Raw genomic sequence first — 16,991 nt, forward strand, 5'->3', positions numbered from 1 at the left:
GGCTGAGCCCCGTGCAATACAGGACTCAGCCCTTGGCGGCCTAACTTACCCGTCCAACTTTACGGGGTCAGTTCAAATGGGCGCCGTCTGTTTGAAACGAGCCGGGGCTCAGGCCGCGGCGGTATCGCGTGCGCGGCGATAGGCCACCCAGTCGCCGCTGTCGATGCGCGGCAGCGTGGCCACCGCGGACTCGGCCACCGGGTACAGCAGGCAGGCGACAGGCTGGCCGTTGTGCAACACGGGCCGTTCCTCGCGCACGAACAGCGTGGCCTGGCCGGGATAAACCTCTTCAATCTCGTCGAGCACCGGCAACAGCGCCTCGGCAATCTCATAGAGATCGCCCACGACCGGCCCGCCACTGGCGTCCAGCACCAGGCCGGGATAGGTGCCGAAGTCAAAGAGCCTGCCCGCGATCGTCCCCGTGCCCAGCAGCGTGGGCGCGGCAATGCCGTGGCGCTGCGCGGCGGCGTTCAGGTCGTTGACCTCGCCGGCGCGCAGCGTGCCGTAGACAAAGACGCGCGGCATGCTCAGTTCCCCAGCCTTTCGTCCGAGACCAGCACGCCGTCGGCATCGACGTAGATCCAGTTGCCCGGGCGCACCACCGCGCCGGGCATCTGCACCGCGACGTCGCTTTCGCCGACGTTGCGCTTCTGGCTTTTCTGCGGATGCACGGCGAGCGCGCGGATGCCGATGTCGCACACGTCCAGCTCGGCGGTATCGCGGATGCAGCCGTTGACGACGATGCCGACCCAGCCGTTCTTCTCGGCCAGCAGGCCAAGGTTGCCGCCCACCAGCGCGCAGCGCAGCGAGCCGCCGCCGTCGATCACCAGCACGCGGCCCTGCCCCGGCGCTTCCAGCGCGGTGCGCACCAGCGAGTTGTCTTCGAACACCTTGAGCGTAGCCGCGGGGCCGGCAAAGGCGCCCTGCTTGCCGAAGGCGCGAAACACCGGCGCCATCACGCGCAAGGTGCCGTCGGCAAGGCGGTCTTCATGCGCGTCGCACAGGTCGGTGGTGACAGGCTTCATCGATGGTCTCCTGATAGGTAAGAAAGTATCCGGTCGGGCAGCCCGGCCTCACTGTTGCTGGCTGGCCAGCGCCTGCGCGCGGATGGCGCTCAGCGTGGTGCGCGGCGTGATCACGTCCGGGTCCACCTGGATCTCGATCAGCGTGGAGACCGGCGCGGCCAATGCCTCGCGCAATGCCGGGGCAAAGGCTTCGGTCGTGGTCACGGTGGCGCCGCGCGCGCCATAGGCGCGCGCCAGCGCGGCAAAGTCGGGGTTGTGCAGCTCGGTGCCCGAGACATGGGTCGGGTATTCGCGCTCCTGATGCATCCGGATGGTGCCGTACATGCCGTTGTTGACGACGATGAAGATCACCGGCGCCTGGTACTGCATCGACGTAGCCAGTTCCTGGCCATTCATCAGGAAGCAGCCATCGCCGGCCAGCGCCACCACGGTGCGTTGCGGGAACGCGATCTTGGCGCCGACCGCCGCCGGCACGCCATAACCCATCGCGCCGCTGGTCGGGGCCAGCTGGCCGCGGCGGCCGCTGGTGAACGGGCGGTAGTGGAAATACCGGTGCAGCCAGCCGGCGTAGTTGCCGGCGCCATTGGTCACGACCGCGTCGGCCGGCAGCAGCTGGTCCAGCGTGCGGATGACTTCGGCCATGTCGACGCCCTGTCCAGTAAATGGGGGCGGCTGCAGGTAGCGTTCGTAGTCGGCGTGCGTGGCTTCTGTCCACGCCTGCCAGCGCGGCTCGGCGGGAGGCTGCAGGCCGGCCAGGCGCGCGGCGATGGCCGGCATCGAGGCCTGGATCATCAGGTCGGCCTGGTAGACGCTGCCCAGTTCCTCGGCGCCGGCGTGCACGTGGATCAGCTTTTGCGCGGGACGCGGCGCGGCGATCAGCGCGTAGCCGCCGGTGGTCATCTCACCCAGGCGCGGGCCGACGGCCAGCACCAGGTCGGCGTTGCGGACGCGCTCGGCCAGCGCCGGGTTGATGCCGATGCCGACATCGCCGGCGTAGTTGGGATGGCGGTTGTCGAACAGGTCCTGGCCGCGGAAGGCGCAGCCCACCGGCAGCGCGAAGCGCTCGGCAAAGGCCTGCAGGTCGGCGCAGGCCTGCGGCGTCCAGCCGCTGCCGCCGGCCAGCACGAAGGGACGCTCGGCGGCGTCGAGCATCTCGGCCAGCCGCGCCAGGTCGGCCTCGCCGGGCCAGCTCATGACGCGCTGGTAGGCCTGCAACTGCGGCACGGCGGCAGTCTGCGCCAGCATGTCTTCGGGCAGCGCCAGCACCACCGGGCCCGGACGGCCCGAGGTGGCGGTCTGGTAGGCGCGCGCAATGTATTCGGGGATGCGTTCGACCCGGTCGATCTGCGCCACCCACTTGGCCATCTGGCCGAACATGCGGCGGTAGTCGATTTCCTGGAAGGCCTCCCGGTCCATGAAGTCGGTGCCGACCTGGCCGATGAACAGAATCATCGGCGTCGAGTCCTGGAAGGCGGTGTGCACGCCGATACTGGCATTGGTGGCGCCCGGCCCGCGCGTGCAGAAGGCCAGCCCGGGGCGGCCGGTCAGCTTGCCGTAGGCCTCGGCCATCACCGCGGCCCCGCCCTCCTGGCGGCAGATGATGAAGCGCAACTGGTCGCGGCGGCGGTGGAAGCCGTCGAGCACGGCCAGGTAGCTTTCGCCCGGCACGCCGAAGGCCAGCTCGGCGCCGTGCGCCAGCAGCGCATCGACCAGGATATGGCCGCCCGGCAGCGGCGTGCCGTGTTCGGAATCGTCAGGCTGGGTGGTATTGGCCGGCGTCATTGACATGAAAGCATCCTCAGGCGATCGAATTCGGAAGGCGGTGCTTGGGTGGCCCGGCCCGGGCTAGGCGGCCTCCGCCTGGCCCGCCGCCGCGCCGCGGCGCGAGCGGTTGCCGTTGCCCACTGTCACCGCGGTGAAGATCGACAGCAGCTGGAAACCGCCGATCATGAAGAACACCCAGGCCGGCAGCTTTGCATCCATCAGCGCACCGAAGAACAGCGGGCCGCACGCCAGGCCGATATCCAGGCCCGAGTAGACCACGCCATAGACGCGCCCGGTGGCACCGGCGGGGGCGGCGGCGCGCACCAGCAGGTCACGCGACGGCCCGGCGGTACCGGCGCCAAAGCCGATCACGCCCATCAGCACCGGCACCAGCAGCGCCGGCACCAGGTTCAGCCCGACCAGCACCGCCATCAGCCCCGACACCGTGAAGCTCACCGCGATCAGCCGGTCATGGTTGCTGGTGCGGCCGGCGGCAAAGCCGCCGACGATCATGCCGCCGGCGCTGCACAGCATGTAGATGGTGTAGGACGCGGTCGCCAGCGTGAAGGGCATGCCGTACAGGTAGGTCAGCGCGGTCGGGGCAAAGCTCTGGATGCCGGCTGCGGAGAACGTGGTCAGCAGGAAGAAAGCCCAGCACACCCATACCTGCGGCAGCCGCAGGAAGCCCAGCACGCTGCCGCCGGCTGTGGCCACCCCTGCCGCAGCCTTGGCCGCGGGCCGGCCCACGGCGCCCTGCACTTCGCGCGGGTCCAGCACATGGCGCAGCACTACCAGCACGGCCAGCACGATAAAGGCCACCGCCGAGGCCGCCGCCAGCGCCACGCGCCAGCTGGCCAGGTTGGCGACCGCCACCAGGAACAGCGGCGCCGCGGCCCAGCCCAGGTTGCCGGAAATGCCGTGCACCGAGAACGCATGGCCCAGCCGGGGCTGCGACACATGCTTGTTCAGCAGCGTGAAGTCGGCCGGGTGGAATACACCGTTGCCCAACCCCGCCACGGCCGCGCCGAACAACAGCGCGGCGTAGCCGGAACTGGTCGACAGCAGCAAGGCCGCGGCGCCCAGGAAGGCCAGCCCGGCGAACAGCACCGGCCGCGCGCCGAAGCGGTCGACCACAAAGCCGGACGCGGTCTGCACCACCGCCGAGACCGCGAAGAACACCGTCATCAGCAGGCCCAGCTCGGCATAGCTCAGGCCGAATTCCGCCTTGATCCACGGGAACAGCGGAGCCAGCAGCAGGTGGTAGAAGTGGGAGACCCCGTGGGCCAGGCCAACCAGCCCGATCACCTGGGCGTCATGACGAAGGGGATTGCGCGTGGGATCGAGTGCGGCGGTGGACATGGCGCTGGTGGCAGGGGCTATGCGGCAGGACAGGAGGCGGCAGCCCAAAAAATACGGGCCGAAGCCCGCATCATAGAGGAAAAGCCCTGCCCTCTGCAGCCAGGTGGCGGCCACGCCGCCCGCGGGCATGCCTCACATCTGCTTGAACAGGTGCGCGTACTGTCGCGCCACCGGCAGCAGTTCAGGACGGTCGCGCAGCCGCAGCGACAGCCGTCCCAGCGACTGATTGACCGCGCTGGCCACGCAGGTGATGTTGACCACGGTGCCGCGGTGCACCTGCCAGAAGCGCTCCGGGTCCAGCTGCTGCGTCAGCTCGCGCAGGCTGGTGCGGATCAGCGCTTCGCCGGCGCCGGAGACCACGTTGACGTACTTGTCGGTGGCCTCCAGGTAGATGACTTCGTCCACGGGGATGATACGCACCTCCTGCCCCACCAGTGCCTTGATAAAGCGCAGGTACTGCCGCTGCGGCGCGCCGCCCGGGCCTGGCGTGGCATGCTCCAGCGATTCCAGCCGCGCCAGCAGCTGGCCAAGCCGGTCCGTCTCCGCGATCGAGGCTTCGGCCTCGGTGTCTTCATCGTCGGCGGGGCCGGCCAGGCGGTCCTTCAGGCGCTGCACCGTGGCCTCAAGCCGTTCGCGCTGGACCGGCTTGAGCACATAGTCCACCGCGGCGCGCTCGAACGCCTCCAGCGCGAACTGGTCGTATGCGGTCACGAAGACCACCAGCGGCGGGGTGTCGAATTCGATCAGTTCGCGCGCCACGTCCATGCCGCTCATTCCCGGCATGCGGATATCCAGGAAGGCCACCCGCGGCTGGTGCTCGCGTGCCGCCGCCAGCGCGGCCACGCCGTCGTGGACCACGGAAACGATACGGGCCTCGGGCCACAGCGACATCAGTTCGGATTCCAGCACGCGCGCCAGCAGCGCTTCGTCGTCGGCGATCAGAAGGGTCGGGGTCATGGGGGCGTTGGGGTGGTGGATGGGTCCTGACGTTGTCAGCGGCACCGCCCACGGGCGGTGCCAGCCGTTCGTCTTGTCAGGCGTGCTGGCAGGCGGTGCGCCTCAGAGCCGTTGCATGGCCGGCGTCGATACTGGCATGCCCTCCGGCACGCTGGTGACTGTCTGGGTCAGGGTGGGCGCTTCGGCCGGGCGCTCCAGCGGCAGCGTCAGCCGCACCACCACGCCTCTCGGGGTGTTCTCTTCCATCTGCATGGAGGCCGCCGCGCCAAAGATACGCGCCAGCCGCTCGCGCACGTGCGTAATGCCCAGGCCCGAGCCCTTGCCCGAGGCATGGCCGAAGCCCACGCCGGTATCGGCGATGATGACCTGCACCGCATTGTCGCCGGCCGCGCGCGCCGACAGCCGGATATGGCCGCCGATCATGCAGGGCTCGATGCCGTGCGTGACCGCGTTTTCCACCAGCGGCTGGATCAGCATGGGCGGGATCTCCACCTTCGCCAGTTCGCGCGGCAGGTCGATGTCGAACGAGAGCCGCTGGCCGAAGCGCATGCCCTGGATGTCCAGGTAGCTGCGCAGCAGCTCGAACTCCTGCCGCAGCGTGCATTGCTCGGCGCGGGTATGCGCCAGCGACATGCGCAGGAAACCGATCAGGCGCTGCAGCAGCTGGCGCGCGGCGGGCGGGTCGGTGGCGATCAGCCCGTCGAGGTTGGCCAGCGAGTTGAACAGGAAATGCGGCTCGATCTGCGCCTGCAGCGCCATCAGCTGCGCGCGCACCAGCTGCTTTTCGGCTTCCTCGCGCTGCAGGGCGTCCAGCGCGGCCTGGCGCTCGAGCGACGCGAGCTTCTCGCGCGACCAGTAGAAATAGATCATCGAGGCCGCGGCCAGCATGCCCACCACCAGGCACATGCGCAGCATGCCGCCGGCTTCGTCCGCGGATTTGGGCGGCAGGTCCAGTGCCACGCGCGTGGCCCAGCTGCCGAACACCACGCCCGCGGGCACCGCGGCGGCGGCCAGCAGCAGGAACGGCCAGCGGCGCGGCCGGTCGTTCCACCAGATCACCACGCGCGGAATGTCGATCAGCACCCAGATCGACAGGCCGATCAGCTGGCTGTAGACAAAGTTGTGCCACAGGCTCCCGCCGGTCTGGAAGCCGTAGTTCAGGCTGATGGCGATCACCGAGTTCATGCACAGCACGAACAGAAGGTCGCGGCCGAGGATATTGAGCCGGGAGGGGATGGCGGTGGCGACGTTGGAGAAGCAGCGGTCCATGGCGTTCATGTTAGCGCGGACTGAGCCTGGCGCAATGCGGGAATGTGATGAGGCGGGCAGCGCTGGCCACCTCAGCCGCCCTGCCCGGCACGCCGGCCGGCCAGCGCGCGCCACCATTGGCCGGACAGCACATAGCGCGGGAAGGTGATCCACTGCTCGGCCAGGATGCGGCCGGCGATGTCCGCCGGCCCGGCAAACGGTTCCGGCGCGTGGGCTTCCAGCCGGTGCCCCCGGCCCTGCAGGGCCATCGACATGCCCATGCACACCAGCCCCAGCGCCACCGCCGGCAGGCTCAGGCGCAACAGGCCGTAGAGGCCCAGCACGGTGCCAGCCATGAACATCGGCACGGCCACGATATGCAGCAGCAGGTTGCGGGGATGCTGGTGGTTGCGGGCATAGCCGCGCCACTGCCAGCGCAGCAGCGGTTCGTCGTCGCGCATGATCGTCTCTCTCTCCCTTGTCCGGCCCTTGCAGACCGGCGGCCGCGCGCAAGCTTTGTTGCACTGCGGTGCACGTGCGGCGCTCGCCGGACGGCAAGCCGCGGGCACGTGCAAGCAATGTACCCCTCACCCGGGCACGAAGAAAGTCTCTTGCGACGAACGGCGGGCACGGGGCGCGAACGGCACCGTGCCGGGGCGGACGGCGCAGGCCGGCGGCGCTCGGGTGGCCCCTGCGCCGCCTGACGGCCGTCCGCAACCAGGCCGGAATCAGGCCGCCAGGGCCTGGCGCTCCTGCTCGGACAGCGCGCTGCTGACGGTGTCGGGCGACAGGTGCGGCGCAAACATGTTGATAAAGGCGTGCGCATAGCCGCGCAGGTAGGCACCCCGCCGCACCGCCACGCTGGTGGTGTTGGGCGCGAACAGGTGGTCGGCCGAGATCCGCACCAGGCCGGAATCCTTGCGCTCGTCATAGGCCATCGAGGCAATGATGCCCACGCCCAGGTCCAGTTCGGCGTAGGTCTTGATCACGTCGGCGTCCAGCGCGGTCAGCACGATCTCCGGCTGCAGGCCGGCCTCGGCAAAGGCGCTGTCGATCTTGCGGCGGCCGGTGAAGCCGGCGTCGTAGGTGATGAGCTGGAAGCCGGCCACGTCTTCGAGCGTGGGCTCGGGCAAGCGCGTGAGCGGATGGCCGGGCGAGACCACCAGCACGTGCTGCCAGCTGTAGGCCTCGAACGAGGTCAGCCCGGCCTCGGTGGCCAGGGCCTCGGTGGCGATGCCGATATCGGCCTGCCCCGTCAGCAGCAGCTCAACGATATGCGTGGGCGACGCCTCCTGCAGTGCCAGCGTCACATGCGGGTATTCGCGGCGGAAGGCCTGCACCACGCGCGGCAGTGCATAGCGTGCCTGGGTGTGGGTGGTGGCAACGGTCAGGCGGCCGGTATGGCGGCCGGCGTATTCGTCGCCGGCCTGGCGCAGGTTCTCGGCCTCCAGCAGCAGGCGTTCGACGATGCGCACGATCTCGCGCCCGGGCTCGGTCAGGCCGGTCAGGCGCTTGCCGTAGCGCTCGAAGATCTCCACCCCCAGTTCTTCTTCCAGCTCGCGGATCTGGCGCGACACGCCGGGCTGCGAGGTGTAGAGCGCGTTGGCGACTTCGGTCAGGTTGAACTGGCGGCGCACCGCCTCGCGGATCGATCGGAGTTGCTGGAAGTTCATGACGTCGCCTTTTCTTGTTGGGTGGACGTGGTACGCGGTTGCGTGAACACACGCAGCTGGCGCGGGCGCACCGCGAGCAGTTCGCCTTCGCGGAAGCCCGCATGGCGGAAGCGCTCCAGCGGCAGCGCGACTTCGATCACGTCCTGGTTGTCTTCACGTTCGAGTTCAAGCTGCGCCACCGGGCCCAGCGTCAGCGCGCGGCGCAGCGTCACGGCGATGCCGTCGGCGCCGGGCGAATAGCGTTCCAGGTCGAGGTCATGGGGGCGCACATAGGCCACCGCGTCGCCGGCGGCTTCATGGCCGCTGCCGACCACCGGCAGCACCGCCTCGCCGGTATGCAGCAGGCCGCCGCTCTCGCCCACTTCCAGGCGGCCATGGAACAGGTTCACGTTGCCGAGGAAGCCGAACACGAAGGGCGTGGCCGGATGGTTGTAGACCGCCTCGGGCGAGCCGTACTGCTCCACATGGCCGCGGTTCATCAGCACCACCTGGTCGGCCACTTCCAGCGCTTCTTCCTGGTCATGGGTGACGAACACGCTGGTCACGTGCAGTTCATCGTGCAGGCGGCGCAGCCAGCGGCGCAGCTCCTTGCGCACCTTGGCATCGAGCGCGCCGAACGGTTCGTCCAGCAGCAGCACGCGCGGCTCCACCGCCAGCGCGCGCGCCAGCGCGATACGCTGGCGCTGGCCGCCGGAGAGCTGCGACGGGTAGCGGTCGGCGAGCCAGTCGAGCTGCACCAGCTCCAGCAGCGAACGCACCTTGTCGCGGATCTGCGCTTCGCCCGGGCGCTCGGCGCGCGGCTTGACGCGCAGGCCGAAGGCCACGTTCTCGAACACGCTCATATGCTTGAACAGCGCATAGTGCTGGAACACGAAACCCACCTGGCGCTGGCGCACATGCTGGTCCGAGGCATCGCGCCCGGCCAGCACGATCTGGCCCGCATCGGCGCGCTCCAGGCCGGCGATGATGCGCAGCAGCGTGGTCTTGCCGCAGCCGGACGGCCCCAGCAGCGCGGTCAGCTCGCCTTCGTCGAAATCGAGCGAGACGTTGTCCAGCGCGACAAAGTCGCCAAAGCGCTTCTCTACGTTCTTGACCTGGATGCTCATGATGCTTGTCCTTGCAAACTTGCCAGCGGCCGCTCTGGTGCAGCCTCTTCGATTTCCTTGCGGGCGCGCAATTCCACCAGCGTCTTGATGCCGAGCGTGACCAGCGCCAGCAGCGTCAGCAGCGAAGCCACCGCAAAGGCCGCCGCGAAGTTGTACTCGTTGTAGAGGATCTCAACATGCAGCGGCATGGTGTTGGTCAGTCCGCGGATATGGCCCGATACCACCGAGACCGCGCCGAACTCGCCCATCGCCCGCGCATTGCACAGGATCACGCCATACAGCAGGCCCCAGCGGATATTGGGCAGCGTGATATGGCGGAAGGTCTGCCAGCCCGAGGCGCCCAGCACGATCGCGGCCTCTTCCTCTTCACTGCCCTGCGCCTGCATCAGCGGGATCAGCTCGCGCGCAACAAAGGGGAAGGTCACGAAGATGGTGGCCAGCACGATGCCCGGCACCGCGAACATGATCTTGATGTCGTGCGCTTCCAGCCACGGCCCCAGCCAGCCCTGCGCACCGAACAGCAGCACGTAGACCAGGCCGGAGATCACCGGCGACACCGAGAACGGCAGGTCGATCAGCGTGATCAGCAGGTTCTTGCCGCGGAAGTCGAACTTGGCGATGGCCCAGGCCGCCGCCACGCCGAACACCACGTTCAGCGGCACCGCGATCGCCGCCACTGTCAGCGTGAGCTGGATCGCGGCGAGTGCGTCGGGCTCGATCAACGCTTCCCAGTAGGTCTGCACGCCCTTGCGCAAGGCTTCATAGAACACCGAAGCCAGCGGCACGAACAGGAACAGCGTGAGGAACAGCACCGCCACCGTGATCAGCGTGTAGCGCACCCACGGCGCTTCGCCGGTGGCGTCAAACCTGTGATGGGCCGGGGCGTTGCCTTGCCCGCCCAGGCGTCCCGCAACTGCGCCGGCCATGTCAGAACTCCTTGCCCGTGGCGGGCGCTTCAGGTGCCAGCGCGGCGCGCACACCGGATTGATGGCGGCGCGTCCAGGCCTGCAGCAGGTTGATCAGCAGCAGCAGCCCGAAGGAAATCACCAGCATCACCACCGCCACCGCGGTGGCGCCGGCGTAGTCGTATTGCTCCAGCTTGGAATAGATCATCAGCGGTGCGATCTCCGACACCATCGGCATGTTGCCGGAGATAAAGACCACCGAGCCGTACTCGCCGGTGGCGCGCGCGAACGATAGCGCAAACCCCGTCAGCAGCGCCGGCAGGATGGCGGGCAGGATCACGCGCTGGAAAGTCTGCAGGCGGTTGGCGCCGAGGCTGGCAGCGGCCTCCTCCAGCTCCTGCTCAACATCCTCCAGCACCGGCTGCACCGTGCGCACCACGAACGGCAGGCCGATAAAGGTCAGCGCCACCACCACCCCCAGCGGCGTGAACGCGACCTTGATGCCAAGCGGCTCGAGATAGCGGCCGATCCAGCCATTGCCGGCAAACAGCGCCGTCAGCGCGATACCGGCCACCGCCGTGGGCAGCGCGAACGGCAGGTCCACCAGCGCGTCGATCAGGCGCTTGCCCGGGAAGCGGTAGCGCACCAGCACCCAGGCCACCACCAGCCCGAACACCGTATTGACGATGGCCGCCACCAGCGACGCGCCAAAGCTCAGCTGCAGCGACGCCACCACGCGCGGCGCCGTGACCGAAGTCCAGAACGCGTCCCACGTCATCGTGAAGGTCTTCAGGAACGTGGCCGACAGCGGGATCAGGACGATCAGCGTCAGGTAGAACAGCGTGAAGCCCAGCGACAGGCCGAAGCCGGGGAGCACCGTAAAGCGCTGCCTGGACGGGCTGCGCGGCGCGCGCGCGGCGCCGGAATCAGGGGCGCGAGGGGCGGCTGGCGGCGTGTCCGCCAGGGAAATGGATGGAGGCATGTCGTCTCGTCTGTGAGCGGTGCGCCGCCGGACCCTGATGGCTGGCCCCCGGCGGGCCGTTCTTTATGACGCCAGCGCATATTGCGCCGGCCTACGAGACAGATTCTGCAGAGTCGTCCTTATAAACAGAACGAATCTTTATGAATTTTCTTAGACGGTTTAGATATAAGGGACGGTAGACACCACCTCGATGCCCGTCTCCCAGGCGCCGGATGACTCACTTACGGAGCCGGCATCGCCTGCCTGCGCGATGCGCTGGACCAGGGTATCGAGCAGCGCGAGGCCTTCAGGCCACTCGCCCAGTGCGGAATCGGCATTGATGTGGCCCAGGCTGCCCGCATCGACCAGTTCGCTGCCCCACAGCGTGCCCCAGCTGAAAGCGGTGCGCTGCGGCATCCAGGGGTCGTTGCGGCTGGCGACCAGGATGGTCGGGAACGGCAGCCGGTAGGTCGGCAGCAGCGCCGCCACGCCAAATTTGTCCGGATCGGCCGGCGCCACCAGCAATGCGCCGGCAATGCCGACCGGATCCAGCGCCGCCTGGCGCAACGATGCCAGGCAGCCGAAGCTGTGCGCCACCAGCACCGCGCCGCGCGCGGCCACGCGCTGGGCGCGCATCACGCCTTCGGAGACGCGCTCGGCCCACAGCGGCAGGCTGGGGCGCGACCAGTCGTGCTGCTCCACCCGCTGCCAGTCGGGGAAGCGCTGCTCCCAGCGGCTCTGCCAGTGTCCCGGGCCGCTGCCGTGCAGCCCCGGCACGGTCAGCACCTGCAGGTGCCGCGGAATGTCCAGGCGCGTGCCATGGCCGCCGGATAGCCGGTTCGCTTGGGTCATACCACCTCCTTGTCCAATGCATGCGCGGCGCTCGCCAGGCCTGTGCGCAGCCCTGCCGCACTGACCGGCGCGCCGGCGAAGGCGCCCTGCCCCAGGCCGATGCCCGCGGCCTGCAGGCGCTCGATGCTTTCGGCGCTCTGCAGGCGCCGCCCGATCAGCGTTACGCCGGCGTTGGCCGCGCTGGCACGCAGGCCCGACAGCTGGCGGTCGGTCCAGGTGCGGCGCATGTCCAGCTTGAGCCAGTCCGGCAACGCGTGCGCCATCAGCGCACCGGCTTCCGCCGGATCCGACGCCTGCAGGCTTACCGCGAAACCGTTGCGCCGATAGTTGCCAACGACATGCAACAGCAATGCCAGGTCGTCATTGGCGCTGGCCGGCACCTGGATCACAAAGCGCTCCAGCGGCAGGCCCAGCGACTGCAATGCGCGCCGGAAGGCAGCGCCGTGGTCATCGGTGACCGCGGCCAGCAGCCGGTTATGCACGTTCAGCACCAGCTTGTGCTCGCCTTCGGCGGCAAAGTAGTTGATGGCATGCAGCAGGCGCGAAAGCCGGTCCAGCGACACCAGGGTGTTGTCGTCGGCCGCCATCGCAAACAGCTTCCATGCCGCCAGGCCCACGCCGTCCTCTGCGTAGGTGTGGATCGAACCTTCATGCGCCACCAGCTGCCGGTCTGCCAGCGTCACCAGCGGCTCGAACGCGCTGGTCAGCGAGCAGTTGAAGAACTGGCCCTGCACCTGCCCGCGCGCGTCGCGCCACAATTGCCGGTCAGCCAGCGGCTGGCGCGGCAGCGATTCCAGATAACGTTGGAGCGCAGGCACTGCGCCCGCGGGTTCATGCACGCCTGGCATGGCATTCCTTGGGTTGACCGGGCCCCTCAGCCCCTTGGTCGGATTAGTGATGACGGGCGCTTCATGCGCCCTCTGTGCGGTCGCACCGCATCGGCCTGCCTGCTCATGATAGGAGGTCAGCGCGCGCGAGCGAATGAAGATTACGGCCTGTCGATATGCGCGGCGCACATTGCCGCGGGTGGCACGGTCACGCTGCCCAGCTCACCTTCAGCGGCGCGGTCGTGGCGGCCGGGTCGGCATGCGCACCTGCATGCGACGGTACCTGCGCCTGCGGCACTTGCCGCATCACCCGCTGCAGCACCGCGGCCTCCAGCTGCGCAAAGCCCGCCGCGCCGCGTTCGCGCGGGCGCGCCAGCGCCACGCGCTCATCCATGGCAATGCGGCCGTCCTCGATCAGCACGATGCGGTCGGCCAGCGCCACAGCTTCCGACACATCGTGCGTGACCAGCAGCGCCGTGAAGCCAAGGCGGCGCCACAGCGATTCGATCAGCCCCTGCATCTCGATGCGCGTGAGCGCATCCAGCGCGCCCAGCGGTTCATCCAGCAGCAACAGCTGTGGATGGTGGACCAGCGCGCGCGCGAGGGCCACGCGCTGGCGCTGGCCGCCGGACAGGCGTGCGGGCCACTCCCTGGCGCGGTCGGCCAGGCCCACCTGCGCCAGCACATCGGCGGCTTCACCGCGGCGTGCGCGCGGCAGGCCCAGCGCGACGTTGTCCAGCACGCGCTTCCACGGCAACAGCCTTGCGTCCTGGAACATCACGCGCACGTCGGCGTGCCGCGCGCGGCCCTTCGCCGCGGATTCACCGTCGACGGTGATGCTGCCGCCATCGGCTGCTTCCAGTCCCGCCACCAGCCGCAGCAGCGTGCTCTTGCCGCAGCCGCTGCGCCCGACGATCGCCAGGAACTCGCCCGGCGCCACGTCCAGCGCCACGTTGTGCAGCACTTCGCGGCCGTCATAGCGCTTGACCACCTGGCGCACGTGCAGCGCCACGCCGCCTGCCTTGCGCGGCGCCTCCGCCGCCGGCTGTGCCGCCTCGCGGCGCGCGAGGCCCGCTTCCAGTTCCACCAGCGCAGCCTGCTCTACCGGATACATCTGCATCTCGATCTCCTTGCTTGATTGGGGCGACGGGCCGGTCAGGCCGCGGCGTAGCCCGGATGCCAGCGCAGCCAGTAGCGCTCCAGCCCGCGCGACAGCCAGTCGGCCAGCTTGCCCAGCAGCGCATAGAGCAGGATGCCCACCAGCACCACGTCGGTTTGCAGGAACTCACGCGCGTTCATGGTCATGTAGCCGATGCCCGATTGCGCGGAGATGGTCTCCGCCACGATCAGCACCACCCACATCAACCCGAGCGCGAAACGCATGCCCACCAGGATGCCCGGCAACGCGCCGGGCAGGATGACCTCGCGGTACAGCTGCCAGCCGGACAGGCCGTAGCTGCGCGCCATCTCCACCAGCCCCGTATCGACCGAGCGGATGCCGTGATACGTGTTCAGGTAGACCGGGAAGAACACGCCCAGCGACACCAGGAACAGCTTGGCGGTCTCGTCGATGCCGAACCACAGGATCACCAGCGGGATCAAGGCCAGCGCCGGGATATTGCGCACCATCTGCAGCGAGCTGTCGAGCAGCGTGGCCGCGGTGCGGAAGGTGCCGGTCAGCAGCCCCAGCAGCAGGCCCAGCCCGCCGCCGATGGCAAACCCCACCAGCGCGCGCCAGGTGCTGACCCCGACGTGCTTCCACAGCTCGCCCGAGCGCGCCAGCTCCCAGGCGGCCTGCACCACCGCCAGCGGGGCCGGCAACACGCGGCTGGAGAGCCAGCCGTTCCGCGAGGCCAGTTGCCAGACCACGATCAGCAGCACCGGCACGATCCACGGAGCCAGCGCGCGCGCCAGCGCCCGAGGTCCCTGGCGCAGCGGCTGCAATAGAGGAGCGTTCATGATTGCCCTCCCCTCAGCTCTGCGCGGCGCGCGGCACGATGCCAGTCGCCATGACTTCACCGAACGGGCCCGACAGCACCTTGCCCGGCAGCTTGTCGCGCACCGAGCGCGGCAGCAGCGGGAACACCAGTTCGGCAAAGCGGTAGGCCTCTTCCAGGTGCGGGTAGCCGGACAGCACGAAGGTGTCGATGCCCAGCTCGGCGTATTCGCGCATGCGCTCGGCCACGGTGTGCGGATCGCCCACCAGCGCGGTGCCGGCACCGCCGCGCACCAGGCCAACGCCGGCCCACAGGTTGGGGCTGATCTCCAGCGCCTCGCGCGTGCGGCGCGCGCCGCCCGCGTGCAGCGCGGCCATGCGGCGCTGCCCTTCGGAATCCATCTTGGCGAACACGGCTTGCGCACGCGCCACGGTCTCGTCATCGAGCCGGCTGATCAAGTCGTCCGCCGCAGCCCAGGCGGCGGCTTCGGTCTCGCGCACGATCACATGCAGGCGGATACCGAACTTCACCGTGCGGCCATGGCGCGCGGCCTGCCGGCGCACGTCGTCGAGCTTCTGCGCCACGTCAGCGGGCGGCTCGCCCCAGGTCAGGTAGGTATCGACCTGCTCGCCGGCCAGCGCATGCGCCGGCGCCGACGACCCGCCGAAGTACACCGGCGGATGCGGCTGCTGCAGCGGCGGATAGAGGACGGTGGCACCCTTCACGGACAGGTGCTTGCCCTCGAAATCCACCTTGTCGCCGTCATGGCTGGCGGCCAGCACCTGGCGCCAGATGCGCAGGAACTCGGCCGAGGCCTCGTAGCGCGCGGCGTGGTCCAGGAACAGGCCGTCGCCTTCCAGCTCAGCGGTATCGCCGCCGGTGACCAGGTTGATCAGCAGCCGGCCGTTGGAAATGCGGTCGAAGGTTGCCGCCATCCGTGCGGCCAGCGTCGGCGCCATCAGGCCGGGGCGCACCGCGACCAGGAATTTCAGGCGCTGCGTGACGGCCGCCAGCGCCGATGCCGCCACCCATGGGTCTTCGCACGAGCGCCCGGTCGGGATCAGCACGCCTTCGTAGCCCAGCGTATCGGCGGCCACGGCAACCTGCTTCAGGTAATCGAAGCTGACCTCGCGCGCGCCTTCCGAAGTGCCGAGGTAGCGGCTGTCGCCGTGGGTGGGGATGAACCAGAATACTTGCATGTCGTTGTCCTATTGTTCCTGCCGATGGAGGTGGCTATCGCTTCGCCTGCTGCTGCGGCACGTCCCAGCGCGCATCGGCCACCTTGACTGGCCTGGGGATCAGCTTGAGCGAGTGGAAGGCGTCGGCGATGCGCTGCTGCTCGGCCAGCACCCCGGCGCTGACCGGGCGTGCGCCGTACGAGAAGCGCGAGACGGCGAGCTCAAGCACATCGGCCGGCAGCCCGGTTTCGCCGGTCAGCACCGTGGTGGCCTCCTTGGGGTTGTTTTGCGCCCAGGTGCCCAGCGTGGCCAGTTCGTCCAGGATCAGGCTGACGATCTCCGGCTTGGCTTGTGCATAGGGGCGCGAGGCCAGGTAGAACTGGTGGTTGCTGACCACGTTCTTGCCGTCCGCGCCGCGGCCATCGGCGAGCACGCGCGCAACCAGCTGCTTCTCGGCAGCCGCGAGGAACGGGTCCCAGATCACCCAGGCATCGACCGCGCCGCGCTCGAAGGCGGCACGCGCATCGGCCGGCGGCAGGTAGACCGGCTGGATCTCGCTGTAAGGGATGCCGGCTTTCTCCAGCTGGCGCACCAGCAGGTAATGCACGTTCGAGCCCTTGTTCAGCGCCACGCGCTTGCCGCGCAGTTCCGCCACCGAGCGGATCGCCGAACCCTTGGGCACGACGATGGCCTCGGCCACCGGCGCCGGCGGCTCATTGCCGACGTAGACCAGTTGCGCCCCCGCGGCCTGCGCAAAGATCGGCGGCGCCTCGCCGACGGTGCCGAAATCGACGGCACCGACGTTCAGCCCCTCAAGCAGTTGCGGGCCGGCGGGGAACTCGGTCCATTTGACGGTGATGCCTTGCGGCGCCAGGCGCTTTTCCAGCGTGCCGCGCGCCTTCAGCAGCGTCAGCGTGCCGTACTTCTGGTAGCCGATGCGCAGCACCTTGGGATCGATGTTCTTCGACTGCGCTTCGGCGCGGCCGGGCAGTAGCCCATAGGCCAGGCCGGTGGCAAGCACCAGCGCGGCGGTAATCAGGCGGCGGCGCTGGCTGGCCGTGCGCAACGGGTTGGTCAGTGTCATGCGATGTCCTCCATGGCCCGGGGCAATGCCCTGCTGGCCGGATTGATTCCAGGATGGTTGCGGCAGCACGCATCCCTGCCGGCCCCGCGTGGCGGGTGGCATGGCGTCGCTGCCG

17 protein-coding genes are annotated in these 16,991 nt (G+C 69.0%); all 17 read right to left on the reverse strand.

Annotated elements, in window-relative coordinates:
* Positions 1-108: 108 nt before the first annotated feature.
* Positions 109-525: a gamma-glutamylcyclotransferase family protein gene (locus AC3WLE_RS25715; RefSeq protein WP_492319979.1), complete on the reverse strand. Its 417-nt coding sequence runs from the start codon at positions 523-525 to the stop codon at positions 109-111.
* Between the two features lie 2 nt (positions 526-527).
* Entirely contained in the window at positions 528-1,025 is a 498-nt protein-coding gene (rraA, locus tag AC3WLE_RS25720; protein WP_011615564.1) for a ribonuclease E activity regulator RraA, read from the reverse strand.
* Positions 1,026-1,073: 48 nt separating this feature from the next.
* Positions 1,074-2,813, reverse strand: coding sequence for a thiamine pyrophosphate-binding protein (locus tag AC3WLE_RS25725; RefSeq protein ID WP_492319978.1), 1,740 nt, complete (start codon positions 2,811-2,813; stop codon positions 1,074-1,076).
* Between the two features lie 57 nt (positions 2,814-2,870).
* Complete coding sequence (locus AC3WLE_RS25730) at positions 2,871-4,148, reverse strand: MFS transporter (protein WP_492319977.1); 1,278 nt, start codon at positions 4,146-4,148, stop codon at positions 2,871-2,873.
* Positions 4,149-4,280: 132 nt separating this feature from the next.
* Positions 4,281-5,105 carry a LytR/AlgR family response regulator transcription factor gene (locus tag AC3WLE_RS25735; protein ID WP_010810508.1) on the reverse strand — a complete coding sequence of 275 codons (825 nt, stop codon included), beginning with the start codon at positions 5,103-5,105 and terminating at the stop codon, positions 4,281-4,283.
* Between the two features lie 102 nt (positions 5,106-5,207).
* Positions 5,208-6,383 (reverse strand): sensor histidine kinase, encoded by a 1,176-nt coding sequence (locus tag AC3WLE_RS25740; protein ID WP_492319976.1) that lies wholly within the window; start codon positions 6,381-6,383, stop codon positions 5,208-5,210.
* 62 nt (positions 6,384-6,445) lie between these two features.
* A complete protein-coding gene (locus AC3WLE_RS25745) occupies positions 6,446-6,814 on the reverse strand; it encodes a DUF962 domain-containing protein (RefSeq protein ID WP_010810506.1) in 369 nt (122 codons plus the stop codon).
* Positions 6,815-7,081: 267 nt separating this feature from the next.
* Entirely contained in the window at positions 7,082-8,026 is a 945-nt protein-coding gene (locus AC3WLE_RS25750; protein ID WP_010810505.1) for a CysB family HTH-type transcriptional regulator, read from the reverse strand.
* Positions 8,023-9,132, reverse strand: coding sequence for a sulfate/molybdate ABC transporter ATP-binding protein (locus AC3WLE_RS25755; RefSeq protein WP_492353124.1), 1,110 nt, complete (start codon positions 9,130-9,132; stop codon positions 8,023-8,025). Before AC3WLE_RS25755 ends, AC3WLE_RS25750 begins: the two co-directional genes overlap by 4 nt.
* Positions 9,129-10,058 carry a sulfate ABC transporter permease subunit CysW gene (cysW, locus tag AC3WLE_RS25760; protein ID WP_492319974.1) on the reverse strand — a complete coding sequence of 310 codons (930 nt, stop codon included), beginning with the start codon at positions 10,056-10,058 and terminating at the stop codon, positions 9,129-9,131. The genes AC3WLE_RS25755 and cysW overlap by 4 nt, the downstream gene beginning before the upstream one ends.
* A gap of 1 nt (position 10,059) precedes the next feature.
* Entirely contained in the window at positions 10,060-11,019 is a 960-nt protein-coding gene (gene cysT, locus AC3WLE_RS25765) for a sulfate ABC transporter permease subunit CysT (protein WP_058697938.1), read from the reverse strand.
* A gap of 159 nt (positions 11,020-11,178) precedes the next feature.
* Positions 11,179-11,850: an RBBP9/YdeN family alpha/beta hydrolase gene (locus AC3WLE_RS25770; RefSeq protein WP_492319973.1), complete on the reverse strand. Its 672-nt coding sequence runs from the start codon at positions 11,848-11,850 to the stop codon at positions 11,179-11,181.
* The gene (locus tag AC3WLE_RS25775) at positions 11,847-12,698 is read right to left on the reverse strand and encodes an EAL domain-containing protein (RefSeq protein ID WP_492319972.1); all 852 of its coding nucleotides are present in this window, start codon (positions 12,696-12,698) and stop codon (positions 11,847-11,849) included. The genes AC3WLE_RS25770 and AC3WLE_RS25775 overlap by 4 nt, the downstream gene beginning before the upstream one ends.
* A gap of 187 nt (positions 12,699-12,885) precedes the next feature.
* On the reverse strand, positions 12,886-13,797 hold the full coding sequence (locus AC3WLE_RS25780) for an ATP-binding cassette domain-containing protein (protein ID WP_492319971.1): 912 nt from the start codon (positions 13,795-13,797) through the stop codon (positions 12,886-12,888).
* 35 nt (positions 13,798-13,832) lie between these two features.
* On the reverse strand, positions 13,833-14,636 hold the full coding sequence (gene ssuC, locus AC3WLE_RS25785) for an aliphatic sulfonate ABC transporter permease SsuC (RefSeq protein ID WP_492357271.1): 804 nt from the start codon (positions 14,634-14,636) through the stop codon (positions 13,833-13,835).
* A 13-nt stretch (positions 14,637-14,649) separates the two neighbouring features.
* Positions 14,650-15,813, reverse strand: a complete 1,164-nt coding sequence (gene ssuD / locus AC3WLE_RS25790) for an FMNH2-dependent alkanesulfonate monooxygenase (protein ID WP_316150122.1) — start codon at positions 15,811-15,813, stop codon at positions 14,650-14,652.
* A gap of 34 nt (positions 15,814-15,847) precedes the next feature.
* Complete coding sequence (locus AC3WLE_RS25795) at positions 15,848-16,876, reverse strand: sulfonate ABC transporter substrate-binding protein (protein WP_492319968.1); 1,029 nt, start codon at positions 16,874-16,876, stop codon at positions 15,848-15,850.
* Between the last annotated feature and the right edge of the window lie 115 nt (positions 16,877-16,991).

This window comes from Cupriavidus sp. FW306-1B-F12B (assembly GCF_058781795.1).

Excerpts from the sequence above, each read along its gene's own strand:
- AC3WLE_RS25715 (WP_492319979.1), bottom strand. The coding sequence starts at position 525 with ATGCCGCGCGTCTTTGTCTACGGCACGCTGCGCGCCGGCGAGGTCAAC.
- rraA (WP_011615564.1), bottom strand. The coding sequence starts at position 1,025 with ATGAAGCCTGTCACCACCGACCTGTGCGACGCGCATGAAGACCGCCTT.
- AC3WLE_RS25725 (WP_492319978.1), bottom strand. The coding sequence starts at position 2,813 with ATGTCAATGACGCCGGCCAATACCACCCAGCCTGACGATTCCGAACAC.
- AC3WLE_RS25730 (WP_492319977.1), bottom strand. The coding sequence starts at position 4,148 with ATGTCCACCGCCGCACTCGATCCCACGCGCAATCCCCTTCGTCATGAC.
- AC3WLE_RS25735 (WP_010810508.1), bottom strand. The coding sequence starts at position 5,105 with ATGACCCCGACCCTTCTGATCGCCGACGACGAAGCGCTGCTGGCGCGC.
- AC3WLE_RS25740 (WP_492319976.1), bottom strand. The coding sequence starts at position 6,383 with ATGAACGCCATGGACCGCTGCTTCTCCAACGTCGCCACCGCCATCCCC.
- AC3WLE_RS25745 (WP_010810506.1), bottom strand. The coding sequence starts at position 6,814 with ATGCGCGACGACGAACCGCTGCTGCGCTGGCAGTGGCGCGGCTATGCC.
- AC3WLE_RS25750 (WP_010810505.1), bottom strand. The coding sequence starts at position 8,026 with ATGAACTTCCAGCAACTCCGATCGATCCGCGAGGCGGTGCGCCGCCAG.
- AC3WLE_RS25755 (WP_492353124.1), bottom strand. The coding sequence starts at position 9,132 with ATGAGCATCCAGGTCAAGAACGTAGAGAAGCGCTTTGGCGACTTTGTC.
- cysW (WP_492319974.1), bottom strand. The coding sequence starts at position 10,058 with ATGGCCGGCGCAGTTGCGGGACGCCTGGGCGGGCAAGGCAACGCCCCG.
- cysT (WP_058697938.1), bottom strand. The coding sequence starts at position 11,019 with ATGCCTCCATCCATTTCCCTGGCGGACACGCCGCCAGCCGCCCCTCGC.
- AC3WLE_RS25770 (WP_492319973.1), bottom strand. The coding sequence starts at position 11,850 with ATGACCCAAGCGAACCGGCTATCCGGCGGCCATGGCACGCGCCTGGAC.
- AC3WLE_RS25775 (WP_492319972.1), bottom strand. The coding sequence starts at position 12,698 with ATGCCAGGCGTGCATGAACCCGCGGGCGCAGTGCCTGCGCTCCAACGT.
- AC3WLE_RS25780 (WP_492319971.1), bottom strand. The coding sequence starts at position 13,797 with ATGCAGATGTATCCGGTAGAGCAGGCTGCGCTGGTGGAACTGGAAGCG.
- ssuC (WP_492357271.1), bottom strand. The coding sequence starts at position 14,636 with ATGAACGCTCCTCTATTGCAGCCGCTGCGCCAGGGACCTCGGGCGCTG.
- ssuD (WP_316150122.1), bottom strand. The coding sequence starts at position 15,813 with ATGCAAGTATTCTGGTTCATCCCCACCCACGGCGACAGCCGCTACCTC.
- AC3WLE_RS25795 (WP_492319968.1), bottom strand. The coding sequence starts at position 16,876 with ATGACACTGACCAACCCGTTGCGCACGGCCAGCCAGCGCCGCCGCCTG.